The 20,955-nt window shown below is 70.8% G+C and carries 18 protein-coding genes and 1 pseudogene; 8 read left to right on the top strand and 11 right to left on the bottom strand.

Annotated features, from left to right (window positions below; all coding sequences use genetic code 11):
• Positions 1–95: 95 nt before the first annotated feature.
• Positions 96–296 (bottom strand): FxLD family lanthipeptide, encoded by a 201-nt coding sequence (locus tag ACZ4FV_RS35645; protein WP_465324546.1) that lies wholly within the window; start codon positions 294–296, stop codon positions 96–98.
• Positions 293–1,594, bottom strand: a complete 1,302-nt coding sequence (gene fxlM / locus ACZ4FV_RS35640) for a methyltransferase, FxLD system (RefSeq protein WP_465324544.1) — start codon at positions 1,592–1,594, stop codon at positions 293–295. The genes ACZ4FV_RS35645 and fxlM overlap by 4 nt, the downstream gene beginning before the upstream one ends.
• A gap of 345 nt (positions 1,595–1,939) precedes the next feature.
• Between fxlM and ACZ4FV_RS35635 the strand changes: the two genes are divergently transcribed.
• On the top strand, positions 1,940–2,788 hold the full coding sequence (locus ACZ4FV_RS35635) for a helix-turn-helix domain-containing protein (RefSeq protein WP_465324542.1): 849 nt from the start codon (positions 1,940–1,942) through the stop codon (positions 2,786–2,788).
• A gap of 3 nt (positions 2,789–2,791) precedes the next feature.
• Entirely contained in the window at positions 2,792–2,998 is a 207-nt protein-coding gene (locus ACZ4FV_RS35630; RefSeq protein WP_465324540.1) for a DUF397 domain-containing protein, read from the top strand.
• A 26-nt stretch (positions 2,999–3,024) separates the two neighbouring features.
• Here ACZ4FV_RS35630 and ACZ4FV_RS35625 read toward each other — a convergent pair whose 3' ends face one another.
• The 6 genes and pseudogenes from ACZ4FV_RS35625 to ACZ4FV_RS35600 form a co-directional block, all read right to left on the bottom strand.
• Positions 3,025–3,225 (bottom strand): hypothetical protein, encoded by a 201-nt coding sequence (locus ACZ4FV_RS35625; RefSeq protein WP_465324538.1) that lies wholly within the window; start codon positions 3,223–3,225, stop codon positions 3,025–3,027.
• Positions 3,226–3,321: 96 nt separating this feature from the next.
• Positions 3,322–5,316, bottom strand: a complete 1,995-nt coding sequence (locus ACZ4FV_RS35620; RefSeq protein WP_465324536.1) for an ATP-binding cassette domain-containing protein — start codon at positions 5,314–5,316, stop codon at positions 3,322–3,324.
• A 516-nt stretch (positions 5,317–5,832) separates the two neighbouring features.
• Positions 5,833–6,477: a hypothetical protein gene (locus ACZ4FV_RS35615; protein ID WP_465324534.1), complete on the bottom strand. Its 645-nt coding sequence runs from the start codon at positions 6,475–6,477 to the stop codon at positions 5,833–5,835.
• Positions 6,478–6,482: 5 nt separating this feature from the next.
• On the bottom strand, positions 6,483–6,953 hold the full coding sequence (locus tag ACZ4FV_RS35610) for an NUDIX domain-containing protein (protein ID WP_465324531.1): 471 nt from the start codon (positions 6,951–6,953) through the stop codon (positions 6,483–6,485).
• A gap of 163 nt (positions 6,954–7,116) precedes the next feature.
• Positions 7,117–8,269, bottom strand: a pseudogene (locus ACZ4FV_RS35605) (dihydrofolate reductase family protein).
• Positions 8,266–9,072, bottom strand: a complete 807-nt coding sequence (locus ACZ4FV_RS35600) for a hypothetical protein (protein ID WP_465324529.1) — start codon at positions 9,070–9,072, stop codon at positions 8,266–8,268. Before ACZ4FV_RS35600 ends, ACZ4FV_RS35605 begins: the two are co-directional and overlap by 4 nt.
• A 594-nt stretch (positions 9,073–9,666) precedes the next feature.
• Between ACZ4FV_RS35600 and ACZ4FV_RS35595 the strand changes: the two genes are divergently transcribed.
• Both ACZ4FV_RS35595 and ACZ4FV_RS35590 read left to right on the top strand, forming a co-directional pair.
• Entirely contained in the window at positions 9,667–9,885 is a 219-nt protein-coding gene (locus ACZ4FV_RS35595) for a hypothetical protein (RefSeq protein WP_465324527.1), read from the top strand.
• A 165-nt stretch (positions 9,886–10,050) separates the two neighbouring features.
• Complete coding sequence (locus ACZ4FV_RS35590; protein ID WP_465324525.1) at positions 10,051–10,827, top strand: PIG-L deacetylase family protein; 777 nt, start codon at positions 10,051–10,053, stop codon at positions 10,825–10,827.
• Positions 10,828–10,977: 150 nt separating this feature from the next.
• Here the strand turns inward: ACZ4FV_RS35590 and ACZ4FV_RS35585 are convergent, their stop codons facing one another.
• On the bottom strand, positions 10,978–11,334 hold the full coding sequence (locus tag ACZ4FV_RS35585) for a hypothetical protein (RefSeq protein WP_465324523.1): 357 nt from the start codon (positions 11,332–11,334) through the stop codon (positions 10,978–10,980).
• 404 nt (positions 11,335–11,738) lie between these two features.
• Between ACZ4FV_RS35585 and ACZ4FV_RS35580 the strand changes: the two genes are divergently transcribed.
• The 4 genes from ACZ4FV_RS35580 (at position 11,739) to ACZ4FV_RS35565 (ending at position 16,990) form a co-directional block, all read left to right on the top strand.
• Complete coding sequence (locus ACZ4FV_RS35580; protein ID WP_465324519.1) at positions 11,739–12,344, top strand: NUDIX hydrolase; 606 nt, start codon at positions 11,739–11,741, stop codon at positions 12,342–12,344.
• A 157-nt stretch (positions 12,345–12,501) separates the two neighbouring features.
• The gene (locus ACZ4FV_RS35575) at positions 12,502–13,644 is read left to right on the top strand and encodes an NUDIX hydrolase (RefSeq protein ID WP_465324517.1); all 1,143 of its coding nucleotides are present in this window, start codon (positions 12,502–12,504) and stop codon (positions 13,642–13,644) included.
• Positions 13,645–14,759: 1,115 nt separating this feature from the next.
• The gene (locus ACZ4FV_RS35570) at positions 14,760–15,368 is read left to right on the top strand and encodes a zinc finger domain-containing protein (protein ID WP_465324515.1); all 609 of its coding nucleotides are present in this window, start codon (positions 14,760–14,762) and stop codon (positions 15,366–15,368) included.
• A gap of 488 nt (positions 15,369–15,856) precedes the next feature.
• The gene (locus tag ACZ4FV_RS35565) at positions 15,857–16,990 is read left to right on the top strand and encodes an outer membrane protein assembly factor BamB family protein (RefSeq protein ID WP_465324514.1); all 1,134 of its coding nucleotides are present in this window, start codon (positions 15,857–15,859) and stop codon (positions 16,988–16,990) included.
• A gap of 704 nt (positions 16,991–17,694) precedes the next feature.
• On the opposite strand, the gene ACZ4FV_RS35560 is transcribed toward ACZ4FV_RS35565, so the two are convergent.
• Together ACZ4FV_RS35560 and ACZ4FV_RS35555 are read right to left on the bottom strand one after the other, a co-directional pair.
• Entirely contained in the window at positions 17,695–18,471 is a 777-nt protein-coding gene (locus ACZ4FV_RS35560; RefSeq protein ID WP_465324511.1) for a MucR family transcriptional regulator, read from the bottom strand.
• A 417-nt stretch (positions 18,472–18,888) separates the two neighbouring features.
• Positions 18,889–20,907: an ABC transporter ATP-binding protein gene (locus ACZ4FV_RS35555; protein ID WP_465324509.1), complete on the bottom strand. Its 2,019-nt coding sequence runs from the start codon at positions 20,905–20,907 to the stop codon at positions 18,889–18,891.
• Positions 20,908–20,955: the final 48 nt, after the last annotated feature.

The raw sequence follows: 20,955 nt of genomic DNA, 5'->3' as shown, positions 1-20,955 counted from the left end.
CCCTGTTTCTTTTCTCTCCCCCCCCCTCCCCCCCCCCCCCCCCCCCTCTCCCCCCCCCCCCCCCCCCCCCCCCCCCCCCCCCCCCCCGACCCGGGTCAGGCCGGGTCGTCGGTGAAGGAGTTGCAGGCGCTCGCGGCGCCCTGGCAGGTGTTGCCGCAGCCGTCGTTGGTGGGGCAGTCACCCCGGCGCAGGATGTTCTCGGTCACGACGACGCGCACGTCGAGCGCGAACTCGTCCTCCCGGCTCGGCCGCCGGGCCAGCGCGGTGGCGCCTCCCGCGGGGTGGGCTTCGGTCATGTCGACCACTCTCCTTGTTCGGTGGGGTGGTGCAGGGCTTCCCGGCCGGGCGCGGTGTTCGCCGTCGCCGGCCAGGAGATCGTGACCCGGCTGTGCGTCTTGTCGATGACGCGTCCGTCGGGCAGTTCGTCGTCCGCGGTGCCGGCCGGGTGGACGGTGATCCGCGGGCCGGGGCCGCCGCGGTGCTCGCGGGACCAGGTACGCAGGTGCTCGGCCACCTGTTCGGCGAGCCGGGGGCTTTCGGGGCCGTAGGCGTGGACCCCGAACTCGACAAGGTCCTCGTCGTAGGTCGCGCGGGTGGTGATGTAGGCGAGGTTGGCGCCGTCGACGGCGGCGAGCGCGGACGTGCGCCGGCCGGGCAGCGACACCACGCCGGTGTCGCGTGCCTTGTCGACCACGACCGTGCAGAACCCGGGCAGCACGGTGGCGAGCCACATCTGCACGGTGGCGAGCAGCTCGGTGCGGCCGATCGTCGCCCCGCTCCACACGTCGACGCGGTCTCCGGCGAACACGTCGTCCAGCAGGGCGGGTTCGCCGTCGAACGCGTCGTCGAACCGCAGGCTGATCTCGCCGTCGCGCAGTTCCCAGAGCATGCCGTCGTGCGCCCCGGTTCCGCGCATCGGCACGAACCCGAACAACCGCGTCGACCGGCTCACCAGGTGGCCGTCGACGAGCGCCAGGGCGACCGTGCGCGTCAGGCCCCTCACCCGCAGCGGCGCCACGAGGATCCCGCCCTCGGCCAACTGCGAGATCCAGGCCGGAGGAACATCCCACGCGCCGGCCGTCACCAGGATCCGGTCGTAGGGAGCGTGTTCCGGCACGCCCAGTTCGGCGTCCGCCAGGAGGACGTCGACCTGTGGATAGCCGGCCTTCGCCAACAGGCGCCGCGCCCGTTCGACGACGTCCTCGTCGATGTCGACCGAGGTGACCGCTCCGGTGGGCCCGACCAGTTCCGCGAGATACGCGGCGTTGCACCCCCCGGAGCCGACCTCCAGGACGCGCATGCCCGGCCCCAGGTCCGCCTGCTCCAGCATCGCCGCCTGCGCCTGCGGCGCGGACATCGAACTGACCGCGTTCCCGTTCTCGTCCCACTTGGTCACCACCGCGTCGTACGCGTTGTAGGCGTCCTCCAGGCTCGCCTCCGGGACGAAAACCTCGCGGGGGACGGTGCGCATCGCGGCCTCGACGGGCCCCGACACGATGTCGCCGTTCTCGATGAGCTCGGCGACGGCCCGGTCGCGCAGTTGCGCGGCCCGACCGGATCCCGCGTCGCGATCCCGTTCGGTCACATCGGTCATAGCGTTCCTTTCCTGACTGCAAAGTGCGTGCTGTCGCGACCTCGAACCGCGACGGGTGGGGGCGATTCCCGAGACCCCGCACGTCGTGTGCGAGCCCAACGTGATGCACTCGCGTGCGCGACCCCGGCGCCCGACGGCCGACGGCCCGAGCCCACGGCCCGGCCGAACCGAAAGCTTGATCCATTCTGTGATCATTCGTGTGCTTTCAGTGACCGTTCTGATGAAACACCCATCGAAAGTGAGTACGCAAGTAGGGACGCATATTCGACGGAAGGTGTTGAAGTCCCTTGCACGGGTGGGGGATTGTGAATGCGACCCGGCGCGGGCGAGGAGGAGAGGGAACCCATGGCGGCCGACCGGCACACGTTGAAGCGACAGCGGCTCGGCCGTGAATTGCGGCAGGCGCGGGAAGACCGCGGCGAGAGGATCAACCACGTCGCGGCACTGCTGAACATGGACGGCAACAAACTCGGCCGCATGGAGCTCGCCAAGACCTACGTCAGTGACCACGACCTCCACAGGCTCTGCGACATCTACGACGTCACGCCCGAACAGCGACACGCGTGGGAACAGCTCCTGGTCGGCAAGCGCCCCAACCACTGGTGGCGCAGCTATGGGGACGTCATGCCCGCCGCCTTCACCGAGTTCGTCGCCCTGGAGAACGACGCCCTCGAAGAGTGCGAGTACACCCCCATGGCCGTATGCGGGCTCCTGCAGACGCAGGACTATGCCGCCGCGATGCTCGGCAAGGGAACCAGGGCTCTGGGGATCGAGCAGGCCGAGGCCCTGGTCGCGGTGCGCATGGCCCGCCAGCAACGCCTGTTCGAGGAACCGACGCTCGTCTACCGCCCGGTCGTCTCCGAGGTCGCCCTGAACTTCGACCTCGGCGACCCGGTGCTGATGCGCGAGCAACTGCTGCACATCGCCGACGTGGCGAAGCTCCCCAACGTCGAATTCCGGGTCCTGCCGCTCGCCGCCGGCCGTGATGCCCTCCAGCCGCTGCCCTTCACCGTGCTCAGCTTCGACGAGCCCGACCCCGACATCGCCTTCACCGAGGACCTGGGCGGTACGATCCCGCATGAATCCGAGCGCGAGGTGCGTCGCTGCAACCGCCTGTTCCGGCAGATCTGCGACGCGGCGCTCACACCGGAGGACTCCGTCTCGCTGGTACTGGGCCGAGCAGAAGGCATCTGACCGTTGACCGTCGAACGCACGACCGCCGCCATTCCCGACGCCGCATGGTTCACCTCCTCGTACACGTCCTCGGACACCGGCCAGTGCGTCGAAGTGGCGCTGCCCGGAGCCGTCGCGGGCGTGCGGGACTCCAAGCGGCGCGATCAGGGGCACATCCGGGTGCCGCCCCGTTCGTGGCGGCAACTCCTCCTGCACGTCAAGGAAGACTGAGCACCCGAAAGAGTCCCGACCGGCGTTCACAGTGCGGCCACGTCGGCGGCGGCGACTGTCACGGTCACCGATCGCGTCCCGCCCAGGAGGCCGGCCAGGGTGAAGGCGACATCCAGCCGTCTGTCGAACTGGCGGGCCACGACGACTCCTTCGGTTCCGGCCGGAACGGCCTGGCCGAAGCCGCCGCCGAGATCCTTGACCGCTTTGACCTTCGTTCCGATGTCCATACGCGTGTCCCCCGTCGTGCCGTGGCTCGATGTGATCGAGGTGGATGGCCCGGACGGACGGGACGACCATCCGGACCGGGGAAGCCCCGACGTCGGCTACCTCCGAGGCGCGGGTTCGGCGCCCCGGTCCTGCTGGAGTCGCCACAGTTCGGCAAACAACCCCTCCGATTCCGCGAGGAGTTCGTCGAAGGACCCGTGCTGCACCACGCGGCCGGATTCCATCACGACGATCTCGTCCGCCACCGCGACGTTCGCCAGCCGGTGGGTGACCAGGACCACGGCGCTGTCCTCGGCGATGCCGCGCAATCCGGCGAAGATCCGGTGTTCGGCCCGAGGGTCGAGGGCGGAGGTGGGTTCGTCCAGACAGATCAGGCCGGGCTCGCCGTAGAGGGCGCGGGCGATGCCGAATCGCTGCCACTGGCCGACGGAGGGATCCACACCGCCCCACCATTCCCGGGCGAGCAGGGTGCCGAGGCCGCGCGGGAGTCCGGCGACGACGTCGTCGGCTCCCGACGCCGCCGCGGCTCGCGCCAGGGCTTCGGTGTCGTCGTCGCGTGGTTGCCCGAGGTTGATGTTGAGGCGCGCCGACAGGGGCCAGCGGGCGATCTCCTGGGGGACGTAACCCAGGTGGGACCAGGCGGCGTGCGGGTCGAGGTCCGCGACATCCTCCCCGTCCCAGGTGACGCGACCTTCGTGGGACAGGTAGAGACCGCACAACAACCGGGACAACGTCGACTTGCCCGATCCGTTCTCGCCGACCAGGGCGAGGATCCTGCCCCTGCGGACCTCGAGGTCGACGCCGTCCACGGCGGGTGTCGTCTTGCCCGGATAGTGGTACGTGACCTTCTCCGCGCGCACGAGGACCGGCGACTCCGGGACGCGGGTGCCCCGGCTCATCCCGTGGCCGCCGGCCTCGTCCAGGAACCTCGCCCAGTCGTCGAGGTAGAGGCCCACGCTGTACAGCCGACTCCCCGAGACCACCAGGCCGCCGAGCGCCGTGCCGACGGTGCGCAGCGCAATGACGGCGGTGCCGGCGGCGGCCACCGACATCCGGTCGGTGGAGAGCAGGTAGGCGAGTGCTCCCCACACCACGCTCGCGGCCACTCCGCCGACGGTGGCCCCGACGAGGCCGATCTTCGCCGTGGTCCACGCGCCCGCCTGGGTCACGCGTTGCACGCGCTCGGCCGCGACGGAGTACCGGTTCAGCAGGTAGGGCGCCATGGTGCAGGCGCGCAGTTGGTCGGCCCAGCGTTGGTCGGAGATGTGCCAGCGCAGCATGTTGAGCAGGCGCCGCTCGTCCTGGGTCCGGAGGGTGGTCAGGTACTCGACCCTGGCCCCGCGCACCGCGGCGACTCCGCGCGGCAGCGCGCCGAGCAGCAGCAGCGGAAGCAGCACGGGGTGCAGGACGGTGAGTACGGATGCGGCGGCGATCAGGGAGGCGCAGGCGGCGAGGACGTCCTGGGACTGGGGCATCAGGCCGCGCATCGACTGCATGCCGCGGTCGGCGGCGTCCCATCGATCCTGGTAGCCGGGGTGGTTGTAGGCCGCCAACTCCGCCTGTGAGGCGGCCTGGAGGAGGAGCCATTCGGATTCGCGGGTCAGGCGAGGGGTGACCCGCGCGGACAGGCCCACGACGGCGATGCCCAGCACCGCGCGCAGGCCGACCGCCGAGGCGAGCAGGACGATCGAGGGCAGAGCCTCGCGCAGGCGGTCGGCGACATCACCGGCGGAGATCAACGCGGTGATCGTGCCCGTGGTCGCGAGCAAACCGCCCGCTTCGAGGAGACCGGCGAGAACCTGGCACACCAGCAGCGCGATCAGAGCGCCCGGATCGGCCCGCCACGCCAGGCGCATCGCGCGCATGATCAAACGGGGCAGGCGGGCCGCCATCGCCCTGGTGGTGATCTTGGTCAGCGCGACATCGGTGTCGCGGCCCGCCGGCGCGAACGCCAGCTCCTGGTCGTGGGGTTCGTCCGCCGTCGGCGTGCCCGCACGATCGGCGACGGCTTGGCGAGGAATGCCGTCGGACTCGGGTTTCGAGCGGGACGCGCGTGGCGAAGAGGGTTCTCCTCCGTCGGCTGGCGTGGTCATTTCGGTGCCTCCTGGTCGTACCGGACGGGGCCTCTCACGGGAGCGTCCGCTCATGCTGGTGTGGTGTGCCTCGACCCGGCAGAGCGCACGGATGTACGAGCAAGGCGCGGGGTCGGCGAAGGCGCCTCGAACGGAAGCTCCACCAAACGAGTCGCTGCCGGACGGGAGCGGATGGGCGTCGAGAAGACTCCGCAGGGCCCGCGAGTTCCCGAGCGTGGCTGCCGTGCGCCGGGCGTACGCCAGAGCCCGGTTCGGCCGCCGGCACGGATCTCGGGACCAAGGCGTCGAGTGCGCGCAAGCTCTTCCGCCCGGGCCCGCAGAGCGGGTGGGCATCCGGCGCCCGGCTCGCCTCGTTCGGCACCTGTGTGGTGCAGCAGCCGGACCGAGTCGCGGCATCCTCCCCGATCCTTGTCCGACAACGCGCCCACGGCCTGGTACAGGGACGGAGGCAGGCGGACCTCGGGTATGTGCTCGGTCATCCGGTCGCTCCCGAAGGTCTTCGGATCGGCGGACAGGTCAGGGCAGCGGGTAGCCCGCCGCGCGCAAGGCGGCGCTCACATCGGCGTGTATAGAGTCCGGGCCGCGGCCCTCGGCGACCACTGTGCAGTCGTAGTCGCCGCGCTCGCGCTGGACCAGGAGAACGCGGTGCAACGCCCGCTGATAGGCCGGGTACAGGCCGGTCCACGGCCGGTCCTCGTGTGCGGCGGTGATCGCGAGGCTCTCCTCGGTGTCGAGGCTGGGCAGCAGGAGCACCGCCGTCTCGGCGGGCGGGCGGGGATACGAGGACTCGATTGCCTCGACCAGCCGCAGCGCCGACGTCACGGGGAGTTGGTCCTTCACCGCGCAGGTGGCAGCCGCCACCGCCTGGATCATCGGCCGTCCACGATCGAGCAATCCGACCCGGCCCGCCGTTCGGGCCTCGGCTCGCGCGGCGTCGCTCTCCAAGAGCAGGCGGGTGAGTGCGGCCGTGGCCGTCTCGCGGAACCACCACGCGTAATAGTCGCCCGCCGACGCCTCGGCCCACGGCTGCGGGTTGTGGCGATGGATCGAGCCGAGCACCTCGAAGCCGGCCCACGTCTTGGACAAGCGGCGCAGATGCGTGGTCCGGCCGACGTTGTCCGGGCCGTTCACGCTCACCAGGTCGGGGAACGAACCCGCCATCGGCCTCATACCCTGGACGCGTGGTTGCCGAGGACGTCCCGCATACCGTTCACGGTCGCGACGACGAAATCCCCCAACGACGCTGGCATGAAGAGAAGTCCGGCCGGCGCCTCGGTGTTGAACGGGACGCGCACGATGTCGTGGCTGCCGCGCTCCGGCTCGGCGAACTCGGAGCCTGTACGCGCCTCGATGTCCATCGACACCAGGCGGGCGACGAAGAAGCGCTGCACGCCGACCCCACCGTCGTCCAGGGGATCGGTGACCACGAACACGCGGGCGGCGTCGCGGATCTTCCCGCCGAGTTCCTCGAAAACCTCACGACGCAACGCGTCCTCGACGCTCGCGTCGTCGGACTCCACGCCCCCGCCGACGGTGACCCGGTACGGTTCCTGCCCGGGCCGGCGCCGTCCGATCAGGATCAGGGCGTTGCCGTCCACCGGGACGACCCTGGCACTGCGCCTGCGTACATTCGCCATGTCCACGCCTCTCACGCCGCGTCCCGGCCCGGTGTGCCGCCCGACCCTGTGGTCGGGCGGCACACCGGGAACACGCTCAGCATGAAGGCGCGACCACCGGGCGGAAATCGACTCGATCCGCGTACTCGTGCCGTGGAACGAGTCCAACAAACGCGAGTGCCGGTCAGGAGCCCGTGAGCAGGTGGGCGTTCACCGCGCGCACCAGTTCCGCGAGCGCGGTGATCTCGACGACCTCCACCTGTGCGGCCCGCAGCAGTTCGGCGCCCTCGCAATCGACGAACAGCGACGGCTCACGCCACGCGAACACCACCCTGGGGATGCCCGCCCGCAGGATCCACTGGGTGCAACTGCGTGGGCGGGACGCCCGGACGCTGCACGGCTCCAACGAGCTGTACAACGTCGCCGACCGAAGCCGAGGGTCCCGTTCGTCGAGCTTGGCCAACGCCGCTTCCTCGGCGTGGTTGTGCGCGTCCCCCTCACGCGAGTAGCCCTGCGCGAGCACAACGCCGTCCGGGCCGATCACGACCGCGCCCACCGAGAACGCAGTCGGTGACGGAGGACAGTTCTGCGACAGGTCGACCGCGTAGCGCAGCCACCTCTCGTCTTCGGCAGCGATGCCGGTCGACTCAGGCATCGGAAGGGCCTCCAGGCAGGTAGCGCAGCAGGACACAGTCCCCGATCTGCCTGGTCTCGGCCAGGCGCATCCGGTTGCCCGCGTCGTGCGGGAACACGCCGGGGTTCACGAACCGCGGCGCACTCGCGTCCCCGACGAAGAACGGCGCGAACACCGCGTGGATCTCGTCGACCAAGCCGGCCTGAAGGAACTGGGTGTGGACGCTGCCGCCGCCCTCCACCATCAACCGGCGCACCCCTCGCTTGTACAGATCCGCCAGGACCGTTTCCAGGGACAGCGGTGACCCGGCGTCCACGACGGCCGCGACCGCACCAACCCGGTCGCGGGCCTTCTCGGCGCCGTCACCGGAGCAGTACACGACCTTGTCCACGCCGCCGGCCGTGAAGAACGCCGCGCCGGGGTCGAGATCGCCCGTGCCCGACAGCGTCACCTTGATCGGACTCTCGACCAGGCCGCGTGCCACGCGCGCCTCGCGGTGCCCGGCGGAGCGTACGAGCAGCCGCGGGTTGTCGCGGCGAATGGTCGTCGCCCCCACCAGGATCGCGTCGCACCCGGCGCGGACCTCGTCGACCCGGGCGAAGTCCTCGTCGTTCGACAGCAACAGACGCAGGTCGGTGGAATCGTCTATGTACCCGTCCAAGGACGCGGCGAAGGAGAGCAGGACGTAAGGGCGTTGGGTCACGCGGAGGCTCCCGGGTCGATGGTGATGAGCAGGTGCTCGATGAAGCGCACACCGTCCTCGACGTCACGACAGGCGTCGAACGCGGTGAATTGATCATCCGTCAGCCAGGCCCGCAGCGAGGCGTCGGACCGGGCGCGCTCGTGGAATCGCCGCGCGGTACCACCGGTGGGGGCGAGCGCGATCACACGCTTGCCCATCGACAGCGCCATGTCGATCTCGTCCTGTGTCCCCTGCGCGCCGGCGACGACGACGACGAAATCGACGTCCTTGACGATGTTCCGACGACCGAACACGCCCACCACACCATCGAAGCGGGGCGGACGATAGTGATCGGCGATATAGGTCATGATCTCGATGCCCACACCCACCGGGCCATGCGTCACGGGGAACCCGCGGGTGAGGACGAGGCGGGCCAACACCCGTACAGCGCGATCGATCTCCCCCGGCGTCCCATCGGCCACGCGACTCCCACACAGCGCGACCCGAGGCATGACCACGCGATCGGCCGGGTTCGCCCCGAACTCGGTCCTGGAGGCGGGAACGGCGTTGACGGCGCTGATGACCAGGTCCACCGGTGCGATCCCCAGCAACACCCGGGTCCGGTCCGGCATCCTCAGCCCGTCGGCGATCCGAGACAGCACTCCGATGTCCGAGACCACGCCCAGGCGAACCCCACGCACCCAGTTCGAGATGTCCGACCGGTCGTGCTCCGTCATCCGTGCCAACTGCGTCTGGGTACACGCCTCGAACGTCGCCAGATAGAGCCCGAGCAGGCCGCCGATGTCCCGATTCGCCAGGCGCACCTGGACATCATCACGACCCCACCACGACGCAGGAACACACTCCGGATCAAACGTCTTGCGACGCGACATGAGGCCCCCCCGAAAGCCCGACACATGGCCGCCTCGACCACTCCGGACCCGGCAAACACTAGCGTGATTAACCCGTGACGATAGGTACAGACATCGCTCGACCTGGGATCGGAACGGTCAAGGGGCGGGCCGTGCATGACGCCTGGGTCGATGCGCTGCCCTGGCGGCGACATGATCCGCATGCACACCGACATACCCGTCACCGCCCAGCCCCGAGCTGCCCAAGGCCGCGCACGTCATCGAGAAGCTGGGCCTGTGGTGACGTCCGGACGTGCCCTCGCGGTGATGGCCCACCCGGACGACGCCGTACTGTGGTGCGGCGGCACCCTCGCCCTGCATGCCGCCCCCTGCTCGCTGCCGGCTGGGTAGGCGCCCGTGCTGCCCATCCCGAGTCCTTCCCCACGTCTGCATCGCTGTGTGCACGAGCCTACGGGAGCGCCGACCGCCCTCCACACGTCTCACACCGGGGGGTGAAGACCGCGGATCCACCCCCGGCGGGACGTGGCGATCGCTACCGTTCCCCGCATGGCCGTCCCCGCCGCGCGATGCGTCGACAAGACGCCGTACGACACATTCCCCGCCGCGCTCTGCCGCGAGGCGACCGCGGACGACGTGAGCGGCGAGCGGACGGACGGTACCGATCCGCACCTGCTCGCCCGCCACCAACGGACGGCGGCCGAACCGCGCTTCGTCATCGACAAGCCCCACAGCAGCCTCGCCGTCGACTGGCCACGCAGGAACTAAGCCGATGACCCCCACGAGAGCCGGCCGCGTCCCGCTGCCATGCACACTCATCGGGACCCACTGTCCCTCGGCCCCGCCCGCTGACGGCCTGTGCCGACCGGCGACACGACCGCGACACGCCACCCAGACAGTCCGCGCCCCGACCCGTGAGAAAGGGCCACCGCCATGACCGCGGCCCCATCCCTGCCGAGCGTGCTCGCCGTCTTCGCACACCCGGACGACGAAGCGCTGCTGGCCGGCGGCGTCCTCGCCCGGCACGCCGCCGCGGGGGCGCGCACTGCCGTCGTCACCGCCACCTGGTCGCCGAACAACCGACGAGCCGGCGAACTCGCCGATTCCGTCCGGATCCTCGGTGCGGGCGAGCCGCGCATGCTTGGCTACGCCGACGCCCGGATCCCCGAATCGGCGCCCGGTCGAGCGCGTTTCCTGGATGCCCCGCTCGACGAGGTCATGGAGCTGATCGTCCGACACGTACGCGAGTTCCGACCGGACATCGTCCTCACCCACGACGCGTACGGCCAGCTCACCGGTCACCCGGATCACCTCCACACCCACCGCGTGACCCTTCTCGCCGCACACGCCGCAGGGCTCGAGCACCTCTACCCCAAAGCGGGAGCGCCCTGGCAGCCAGGCGCCGTCCACCTGGCCACCCACCCCCATTCCGGCGTCGCAGAGCTGGGGCCCCTGCTGACCCGGGTCGGCAAGAAGGTCCTCAGCGTGCCGGACGAGAACGTCACCGCGACCATCGACGTGCGGCCGTGGCTGGAGTCGAAGTGGCGTGCCATCCTTGCGCACCACAGCGAAGTGGCCCGGGAACGCGCCCTGCCCGGCATCCTGTCCCGCCTCCCGGCCGACGTCCGCGACCGGATCATCTCCACCGAGTACTACACCCGGATCGCAACCACACCCACACCGCCCGCCCCGCCCGAGCCGATGGCATGATCCTCGGCCGGCCCGAGCCGGGACACCCGAGGGCCGCATCGCGCGAACCTGCACACCCAAGCCGGGCGATGCAGATGAATCCCTCGCCCGTGGTCACACCACACACCCCAAAGCCCTCGACAACGCCCGCAAGCTCCGTCCCGAGCTCGACTACGTCAAGGATCCCATCGGCGCGTCGACGACGCGGACCTGCCGCAGCACCTGACCGAGTGGCAGCATTTCTCCACCATCGACCGCAAACGGCTCGCCACCCGCACCACCAGCCCCAAGGTCATCGACGCCCGCGGCACCCTCGACACCCACCAGTGGTCGCAAAGCCGCCGAGCGCTCGGCCGCGGTGCTCGATGTCCCGGACGAAGTGGTTGCGCCCGGCCTCGGGTGCCACCCGATCTCGATGGCCCAGCGTTCAGCCGCGATCATCAGCGCCCCGATGGCCAGCGCCTTGATCTGACCGTAATCCGCAAGATCCGCAACGCTGACGGGAAGACGCCGCTTGAACGCTCCCATGCTCGTCGGGCCACCTCATACTCACAAAGACACCCGGGCGAAGCGGGTGTTGGCCGCGCCCTCCAGACGGAGCCGGACGTTGCACCGCAGAGCACCGACCGGCGGCGCGAAGACGAGCTTCCAGCACTCCTGCCCGCCGGGCTTCCGGCACGGATGGTCCGCCGGTCGCCCCACATCCCATCGGGCCGGCAGCCTCCGGCCCGGCCCGCACGGTCTCCGCCGGCCTGCACCGCTTGGTTCTCTTGAACGGGCCGAGCAGAGCGTTGAAGGAAACGCGATTCCTTCACTCTTGCGGGCAAGCACGCCACGCTGACTGCCCGCCGAGCACCCGGTATCGACCGTGTGGCAGGCGTCCACATCCGGAACAGCCGACGATGTCACAACGCCGTGACATCGTCCGGCCCATGACCACCAGTGATGCCATGAATACTGCGGAGTCTTCGGCCCGGGGGAGGTTGACGAGACTGCTGGACGGGGTGCGTCCCTGGGACGAACAGGAGCGCGGACACCTCGCCACGGCGACGCGATGGCTCGCCGGCACGGACCCGGTGTACCGGACGCGGAAACCCGACGTCCCGCTGATGCATCTGGTCGTCTACCTCGTGGTCTTCGACCAACGCCGTGAGGAACTCCTGCTGGTGGCCCATCGCAAGGCCGGCCTGTGGCTCCCTGCGGGCGGCCACGTCGAACCCGGGGAAGACCCATGGGAGGCGGTCGTGCGTGAATGCCGCGAGGAACTGCACGTCCAGGCCGCCCCGGCACGCAACGACGACCGGGATCCGTTCTTCGTGACGGTCACGCGCACGCGCGGCGAGGGAACACACATCGACGTGTGCCTGTGGTTCTTGCTACGCGGCACGACGGAAGAGATCACCTCCTTCGACGAAGGAGAGTTCGACGCGATCAGATGGTTGTCGCCCCTTCGGGTCCTCGCCGAACCGCAGCACACCCTCGATCCACACATGCACCGCTTCACCCGCAAACTCCTTGCCGCCACCGCCTGCCCGTAGGTGCGCGAACCAACCCGACAGCAAGGACCGCGTCGCCGGAGTCCGCGCACCACCGCCCGCGTCGACCGTCGCACAGACAACCCCACCCCTGAGGGCTCCACCGATCCCGTCGAGACGACCACCGCACGAGACAACGAACTCCACGAAGGGTTTCCATATGGAATCGGCCGCACCCCCCGAAGCCGGATGCCCGGTAGACGTGCACGTACTGCTGCGCCGCGGACCGAAACTGCTGCTCCTACGCCGAAGCCGAACCTCGCCGTACGCACCCGGCCTCTTGTGCCTGCCCTCCGGCAAGGTCGAACCCGGCGAGGACGTCGTTACCGCGGCCGTCCGCGAAGTCGGCGAAGAGACCGGCGTGATCCTGCACCCCGCCATGCTCCGCTGCGACCTCGTGCTGCAACACCGCCCACCGCAGGGGCCGTTGCGCATCGGCTGGTTTTTCACCGCGGAGGGATGGCCCGGCGCCCGCCACCCCGGCGACGTGGACACCGTACGCAACGCCGAACCCCACAAACACGACCAACTCGTCTGGGCGGACCCGGACGACCTTCCCCACGACCTCGTCGCCTACACCCGCGTCGCCTTGGACGCCATCCGCGAAGGAGCCCCCTACGCCCTACACCTCCAGGAACCCCACGACACCGTCCACGACGACGGCCACGCCGCGCAACGCCTGGTCACGATCCGCGCCGGCGACCACGGGAACGAGCCCCTGCGCCGCGAACTCGGCCTTCGAGCGGCGCCGCGCATGGGCCGTCCGTGGATCTGGCACCCGGACGAGCCCGTGCCCGGTTCGCTGCGCATCGCGCAGTCATCGGGATGGCTGTTCGCCGACGACGGCCGGGTGCTCCTGGTCGCGGACCAAGGCCTGCTCGCACTGCCGGGAGGCGGCACCGAAGACGCCGACGCCGACGCCCTGGTGACGTTGACCCGCGAGGTGCACGAGGAGGCCGGCGCCGCGCTGGGCGCGAGCGCCTACCTCGGCTACCTCTACGACCACGACGCGCTGGTCCACGGCGGCGAACCCGTTGCCCGCGCCCGGTACGCGGCCCGCCTCGCCCGCCTCGCGCCATCCCGGCCGGATCCGGCGACGGGCCGGGAATGGCGCCGGCTCCTGGTGGACCCGGCCACCGCCGTTGACCTTCTGGGCTGGGGCCGGGACGGCCGACGGGAGGCACGGTCCGCGCAACACCGCGCGCACGAACTACTCGGTGTCCCGATCGCGGGGGACGGGTCCGTGGCCGAGGTCCCGCGCGACGGAGGGCTGCCGGGGCGGGAGGTCGGGCCGCCACGATGACAACGGGCTGTCGGTCCGGGACCCCGGCCCCGGACCGTCCGCCGGGTCCGTCGGGGGGCTCGGGGAAGCAGTCCAGGGCCCACTCAGAACTCAGTGACATTTCCACTCGGCTAGATCAACATCCGCTGCCGAAACTCGACATCAAACGCTCTTCGTCATCACCCACGAAGCCACACGTCCGCGACCTGCAACTCTCCAACACTGCACCGGACTTCGTGGTCGACCGCCGGTTGACCTGGAACTATCTGGAGGCCGATGTCGTCGGTGAGTTCGGCGGAATCGAGATGAGCACGGATCTGCCGATCTCGACCGAGATCGGCCGCCTCCGTCGACGGCCCCACCACACCGCCCCACGCGCGAGGATGTGAGGCACGGACCCGCTCCTTGCCGCCGCGCTCGATACCCTCGGCGTCAACCGAGCCCCCGCGGCCCCTGAGCCCCGACCACGCCACCGCCTGTCGCACCACCGCGTGGAAGATCAAGACCGCCACCGAGCCCGGTGACGTCGCCTCACTGCTGCACGAGGCACGCGCCGTAGCGCTTCTGCACCACGCCGGCTGACCCCGATGGCCGTCGAGCACGGCGAATTCACCGGCGTAGCCTGGAGTGCCAATCCTGCGAGATGAGCTGGCCCACGGGCGAGCCGGCCGCGGAGGACTACGCGTCCGATGTCCCCGGCTTGTCGTGGTACGACGTCGCGCGAGATGACGCGCCTGCCCCGGTGTACACCTGTCCGGAGTGCCAGCAGTGCGCTCTGGTGGTCGTCGCCGACCCGGACACCGAGACGGTGCTGTGCCTCTGTTCCGGCTTCTCCGATCCTTCCCGAAACCTGTCTGCATGCTCCCGTGCAGCACCCTGATCATCGACTTGAATGGCGGCTTCGACATCTGCGTCCGCCGGGCGAGTCTCATCGGCGACTGAAGGAGTCGGCGGCCCCGAGAGCGCCGGGGTGGAACCGTGCTTTTCCTGCGGCGTGGCCACGTCACGGACGAAGATGAGTGGATGGCGTTCCATCCCGCAAGAGCCTGGCCGACACGTGAGGTTGCCGGCCGTCCTGGTGTTCTGGGTGGCTGCCCTGGATGCCGTCGGCCGCTGACGGAAGAGGGGGAGGAAGCGTGACGCAGCAGGAGCGCTGGGGGCACTGGCGGCCCGGGTTTGGCTCGGGGGAACTGGTGCGCCTGGTACGTGCCTGGTATCGGCGGGTGGAGTGCTCTGCCTGCCACTCGGCCGCCGGCCGCGCCTGCCGCTCTCCGTCCGGATACTCCACCGACCACCACCGAGTCCGACGAGATGCTGCCGGACAGCCCCCGTACGAGGAATGGCGCAAACAGGGGCTCATCCCGGAGAACAGGCACATCCCTGTCCCCGCCGTGCTCGAGGCCAGCCGCGCAGCCCGGGACGAGTTCGGGGTCGACGAGTCCGTCGGCGACGCCGTGGCGCTCGTCCGTCACATCCTGGCCGACCTGCTCGGCATCGCCTTGGGCGACGACCCCACGCTCGACCGGCTCGATGACGCAACGCGCGCCCTGGTTCTGGCGCGCGGGCCCGAGGGGAGCGCGGATGTGATCACGGTCCTTGCATCGCAGGTGGTCACGCTCACCCGCCGCCTGGCGGGACCAGGTGGTGACCCCGCTGCGCTGTTGACCACCTTGATCCATTCGCAAGTCGATCACGCACGCCGGCAGCGGCATGCCGAGCAGCGTGTGCGCGCCCGGGAGACCTGACGGCGTCGGGCCGGTCACCCACACCACCGCCGGTACCCGAGGCGGCGCGTGGGTGCCATGGTGTGCCGCCTGTGCGCCCGACGCGACCGCAGGAGCCGCCTCCCTTTGAACCGGAACGGATCCGGAGGCTCCGGCCCCTGGCGCTTGACGCCACGGCAGCACGTACAGATGCCCGACTGACGATCGGTTCTCCGTTCGGCTTCCCGCACGGTGGCGGGACCTGAAATGCGAACTGTCGTGCTGGCCGGGCCGGTTGCGGTGCCGGCGGGCACGGGTCCGCCGAGCGGTCGGTGCGTCGGGGGTTGTCGGCGCCCGGTAGCCTGTCCGGGAAAACGGAGGCGGGGATGCGGACACGGGGGAGTCCGTCCGGGGCGGTTGTCGCCGGGGTGTTGGCCATGGTGACGGCGGCGTGTTCCGGGGGCGGTGGGGGCGCGGGCGAGCCGCCGCTGCGGTCGAATGTGTCCGGCGCGCCCGCGGTGGTGCCGCCCGTGGTGAGGGCGTTCGATCCGCCGAAGGCGTTCGCGGGGTCCGGGGCGGTGCTCCCGACCGTGTCCAAGGCGGCGTCGCGGGCGGTGGTACTCCACAACACGACCGCCTACGTCACGACCACGTCGGGGATCCAGGCGCTGGACACCGTGACCGGGCGACCGTTGGCCACCATCGCGCCCGCCGGTGCCCCTCCTGCGGGCGCCGGAGCGGACGGGCTCGTGCAGGGGCTGGTGTCGGCGGGTCCCGCGGTCCTGGTGCGGGTGGGCGGCCGCGAGTTGGTGGTGGCCCCGTTCGTGGTCATGGTCCCGGGCCGCGGCACGACGGCCGGGCGCCTCGACCTGAGCCTCACCGCGGTCGATCCGGCCGACAACACCGCCGCGTGGACGGTATCCGCTCCCCTGCCCGCCGGGACCGCGGCGGCGGCGGCGATCGGCACGCACGGCGACCGGGTCCTGGTCACCGTCGCCCGGGACTCCACCGGGTCGGTCTACGCGGTCGACACCGTCACCCGCGCGGTGGCGTGGTCGAAGGACGGCTTCCTCGGCGCCACGGTCACCGGCGACTCGGTCGTCGCGGTCGAACCGCGGGACGGCTCCAACACCATGCAGGCGGTAACCGCGCTCAACGTCGCGGACGGCAGCCGCCGCTGGAACCTGCCGAACAACCGCTACGAGAGCACGATCACGTACGCCGGACCGAAGCTCGTCGCCGTGCAAGGCCGCGACTACTCCAGCGGCCGTGCCTCCTTCCAACTGATCGACGGCGACACCGGCGCCGACGCCATGGCCCCGTCCACCGCCACCGGCTGGTCCGGCACCTACGCCATGAAGTGTCTCTACGACCGCCGCGCGGTGACGGTCTGCTCCGGCGTCGGCATCGTCATGGGACTCGACGCCACGACCGGCAAGGAGCTGTGGCGGCTGCCCGACCAGGCCGCCGGCCGCGTCGCACCGAGTGTCACCGCGGCGTGGCACGGCGTCGTGTACGCAACAGCCGACGGACCGGTCGTCTTGGACGCCGCCACCGGCCGAGACCTCGCCACACCGAACATCGCCCCCGTCGCAGTCAGCGCCACCACCGGCATCGCCGTGGATCCCTCCGGCAGCGTCCGCGCCCACCCGGCCACCGGATGACCCCCACCCCGGCACCCCCGGCCGGCGTCGCCGGAGCCGGAGGGGTGGTCGATCGGCCGCCGGCATCGACGACGGAGGCAAGCTCCGTGGGTCGTGACGCACGATGCGCCCGAACGCTGTCTCGATCGCGCGGTGCGCTCGCACCCGGAGACCGAGGCGCAACGCGAGAGTGAGCAAGTCGAGCGCGGCCCGGGAGGAGGCCCGGCGGCCCATGACCGCGAGCGCGAACACGTCCGCGGCGTGGCGGTCGCCGACCGCATGTCGACTCGCCTCAACGACAAGGGACTCGGTCGCGACGCGCGACTGAAACCGGTCGAGCACGTCCCGACCCTGGAGGACGGCAGCGCCACCCCGGGAATGGACCGTCGAGCGGGATTCGACCTCGGGTGCCCTGGCGCCCGACGACCGCGAGGTGTTCGAGGAGGACCGGTGCATCGGTCCACCGACGTGCGCAAGGGCGACGACCTTCGCCCATGGTCGCCACACCCGGCACTATGAAGTCTCCGTCCGAGGCCGTCCGGTGGACGTACAAGACCAAGCTGCGGGCAACGCGCGAACGTCCTCCGCACTGGGGACGGGACGATACTGCTGCGCATTTGCTCGGGCGCCGACACGTCACCCACCTTGCCCGCTCGACCTTTCCCTCGCCGCGTGACCGAACAGGCCGGCAGGATCGCTGACCGGATTCTTGCCGGCGACCCGGGCTACGTCGCCCGACTACCGGCCTGTCTCAGGGACACGAACAATCCTGATCTGCTCACCCCCGCAGCTGTGGCGATCGCGTTCTGGGACGCCCCGCTCGCGGTGAGCTCCAGGGCCAGGCGCACCAGTTCCTCGCGGTCGGCGGCGTTGCTCAGGGCGGCGACCTCGTCGGCGGTGAGGGGACGCCGGAAAGGGCCCCGCATGCGCGCGCATGCCTGCGCGCCGCAGGTGCGGCCTCGGTCCGCGGATGTGGCCGGGGTCCAGGTGCCGCCGCATCGCGTGCACACCCGCACCCGCAGGCCGGCCACCGCCGCACCTGCCGGTTCTCGATCGACGTATCGACCGACATGGCTGGCCGCGTTGCCGCGCAGGGCCTTGGGGGTGCGCGCGTCGACGGCGGCCTGCGGATCGCGGGCCGTCTCCAGGCGCGCCCATGCCGCGGGGTCGCGTGCCATGCGCAGCAGGGCGGCATCGCGCTGTCTGCGGCGGACCGCCGTCGACACCAGGGGTTGGGTGCGACGCAGGCCGTGTGCAGCGCGGTAGGCCTGGGCCGTCAGCCCGTGGACGCGGGCCGCGTGCGTGCCGAGGCCGGCGACCCGAAGGCCGCATTCGTGGCACAGAAGCCTCTCGCCGTCGTCGTCGAGCATGCCGTAGATGCCGTGGCCGTCGGGCCGGCCCACCCTGGCGGCGTCGCAGGGCAGGCACAGGTGGTGAGGGGTGGTAGCGGGGCTGGTGCACTCGTGACAGGTCGCCGAGGCGGTGGATGGAGCGTCGGTCATATGAGGCCCTGTCGGGTTGTGTGGGGTGTATGCATGCGACGCTCCGGGTGCGGCTGTTGCGTCGATTCCTGCGGCGGCATGTGCGGTTTCGGCAAGGGCGGGGCGGAGGTGATCCGCGCGGGAGATTCGGGGTGCGGTGGCCGGCGTCGCACCCCGACACGGCGGCTGAGGCGTTGCCGGCGAACCAACCGATGGTGGTCGGCGATCGGTCCGTGACGTGTTGGCGGAAGCTGCCTCCGCATCGCCAGGGCTGCGGTGCAGGGCCTCTTGGCACCGTGTTCACTGCCGCGGGTAGCCGAGTCGGAGGAGCGCGCAAGGGCCGAACGGACTCCGCAGTGCGACGGCCGACTGTCCTGCCCGAGGGCCTGGGACGTGGCGGCGCTCGTCGACGAAGGGCGTTCGCGCCGGGTGGGGCGTTCACGCGTCGGGGGATGTTCGGTCATCGGCGGGCGTCCTTGTCGTGGGGATCGTGCCCGAGCCGGAGGTCCCGGTGGGGTGTGCGCCGTACTGGTCGGACTGAAGTGTGAACATGTCCGCGTAGATCGCGCCTGCCGCCATGAGTTCGTGGTGGTTGCCGTGTTCGGCGATGCGTCCCTTGTCGAGGACGTAGATGTGGTCGGCGTGTTGGACCGAGGCGAGGCGGTGGGTGATCAGGACGACGATGGTTCCGTCGGCGACGAGTTCGCGGATGCGCGCGAACGTCTCGATCTCCTTGCGGGCGTCCAGCGCCGAGGTGGGCTCGTCCGCGATCACCACGGGCGCCCGCCGGTAGCGTTCGCGAGCCAGGGCGATGGCCTGCCATTGACCGCCGGACAGTTCCACGCCGCCCTCGTAGTTGCGGTCGAGGAGGGTGTCCAAGCCGCGAGGAAGGTCGTCGATCACCGGTCGGGCGCCGGCGTACTCGCAGGCTGCGAGCAGCGCGTCCTCGTCGGGGCCGGTGGCGATGTCGGGGCGGCCGAGGACGACGTTCGTACGGGCGGTGAGGTCCCAACGGACGAAATCCTGCGGGACGAGGGCGACCTGGTCGAACACGCTGGTGCGGTCGGCGTCGGCGACGTCCACGCCGTCCCACTCGATGCTGCCGCTCTCGGGCCGGTACAGGCCCGCGATCAGTTTCGCCAACGTCGTCTTGCCGGAGCCGTTCTCCCCGGCGAACGCGACGATGGTGCCCTTGGTGAGGGTGACGTCGACGCCGTCGAGGGCCTTGTGATCCCTACCGGGGTACGTGAAGGACACGTCCTTGACCCGCACCGTGTGCGGTGCGGTGATCGTGCTACCGCGGGTGGGGATGGCGTGCAGGTCGGCCCGGGCGCACGCCTCCTGGAGGTCGTTGGCGAACAACGCCTGCTCGTACAGGTGTTGAATCCCGGTGACGAGGCCGGCCAGACTGGATGTGCCGGTGCGGATCGCCAGGACCGCGGTGCCGGAGGTGGCCAGATCCGCGCGCCCGCTCAACAGCAGCCACGCGAGGGTCAGGTACGTCAGCCCGGACGCGACCCCGGACAGCGCGGACGCGAGGAGGTCGGTGCCGGCCTCGGCCTTGGCCAGGCGTTCCTTCTCCGCCTCCGCCGCGGCCGCCATGCGCTCGTAGTGGTGCAGCAGATACGGCCCCGCGCCGTGCACCCGGATCTCCTGGGCGGTGCTCTGCGCGGCCAACGCCCAGGCGATTTCCCCCTGTTGCCGCCCATGATCGGTCCACGCAAGGGTCGACTCGTAGCGGCGCCGGGCCGAGCGCACGGTGCCCCAGCCCGGCGGCAGGATGATCAGCAGCATCATCGGCAGCAACAGCGGATGCAACACCGCCAGGACCGTGCCCACCGCGGCGAGCGACACGAGCGCGTTGACGACCTGCACGCTGTAGGTGATCATCAGCCGGCTGGCGTTCGTGCCCCACTTGGCGGTCTGCAGGAGACGCTTGAAGTCGGCGTCCTCCAGCGTCGACATCTCCACCCGCATCACCCGCCGCAGCAACTCGACCTCGGCGAACCGCTCCACCTTCGGCTCCAGCCGGCCGGTCGCCGCCGTGGACGCGGCCCGCAGCAACGCCCCCAGCACCCCCATCGCGGCGACGAACACCAGCGCGGGCGCCGCCGAGCGCACCCGATCCGGCGTGGGCCCGGCGCTGAACAACTCGACCAGGATGCGGTTGGTGCCCACCAGGCCCAGCGCGGAGGTGACGCCCTGACCGATCTGAGCGCACGCCACCACCAGCAGCGCGAGCCGGTCCGCCGCCCATCCCATGCGGACCGACCGGGCGATCAGACGCGGCAGGCGCCGCAGCGTCCCCAGAAACGACAGTTCCGTGTGGACCCCGCGGTGCAGGTGCCGCCCCCACGTGGGTTTGAGCTTGCCGCCGAACAACTCCCGGCCACTCGCGTCACCCTCGGCCATCGTCTCCGCAGCCCGGTCGCGCCGCGCCCGGCGCGGCCGGATCACCCGGACACCGTTTCGTGCGTGTCCCGGTTCGGCGGGTGCGGCGCGAGC

It is taken from the genome of Embleya sp. NPDC025285 (assembly GCF_055558835.1).
The sequence above is the reverse complement of the archived record's forward strand: the minus strand, read 5'-3'. Positions and strand labels throughout refer to the sequence as shown.

Excerpts from the sequence above, each read along its gene's own strand:
- ACZ4FV_RS35645 (WP_465324546.1), bottom strand. The coding sequence starts at position 296 with ATGACCGAAGCCCACCCCGCGGGAGGCGCCACCGCGCTGGCCCGGCGG.
- fxlM (WP_465324544.1), bottom strand. The coding sequence starts at position 1,594 with ATGACCGATGTGACCGAACGGGATCGCGACGCGGGATCCGGTCGGGCC.
- ACZ4FV_RS35635 (WP_465324542.1), top strand. The coding sequence starts at position 1,940 with ATGGCGGCCGACCGGCACACGTTGAAGCGACAGCGGCTCGGCCGTGAA.
- ACZ4FV_RS35625 (WP_465324538.1), bottom strand. The coding sequence starts at position 3,225 with ATGGACATCGGAACGAAGGTCAAAGCGGTCAAGGATCTCGGCGGCGGC.
- ACZ4FV_RS35620 (WP_465324536.1), bottom strand. The coding sequence starts at position 5,316 with ATGACCACGCCAGCCGACGGAGGAGAACCCTCTTCGCCACGCGCGTCC.
- ACZ4FV_RS35615 (WP_465324534.1), bottom strand. The coding sequence starts at position 6,477 with ATGGCGGGTTCGTTCCCCGACCTGGTGAGCGTGAACGGCCCGGACAAC.
- ACZ4FV_RS35610 (WP_465324531.1), bottom strand. The coding sequence starts at position 6,953 with ATGGCGAATGTACGCAGGCGCAGTGCCAGGGTCGTCCCGGTGGACGGC.
- ACZ4FV_RS35595 (WP_465324527.1), top strand. The coding sequence starts at position 9,667 with ATGGCCGTCCCCGCCGCGCGATGCGTCGACAAGACGCCGTACGACACA.
- ACZ4FV_RS35590 (WP_465324525.1), top strand. The coding sequence starts at position 10,051 with ATGACCGCGGCCCCATCCCTGCCGAGCGTGCTCGCCGTCTTCGCACAC.
- ACZ4FV_RS35585 (WP_465324523.1), bottom strand. The coding sequence starts at position 11,334 with ATGGGAGCGTTCAAGCGGCGTCTTCCCGTCAGCGTTGCGGATCTTGCG.
- ACZ4FV_RS35580 (WP_465324519.1), top strand. The coding sequence starts at position 11,739 with ATGACCACCAGTGATGCCATGAATACTGCGGAGTCTTCGGCCCGGGGG.
- ACZ4FV_RS35575 (WP_465324517.1), top strand. The coding sequence starts at position 12,502 with ATGGAATCGGCCGCACCCCCCGAAGCCGGATGCCCGGTAGACGTGCAC.
- ACZ4FV_RS35560 (WP_465324511.1), bottom strand. The coding sequence starts at position 18,471 with ATGACCGACGCTCCATCCACCGCCTCGGCGACCTGTCACGAGTGCACC.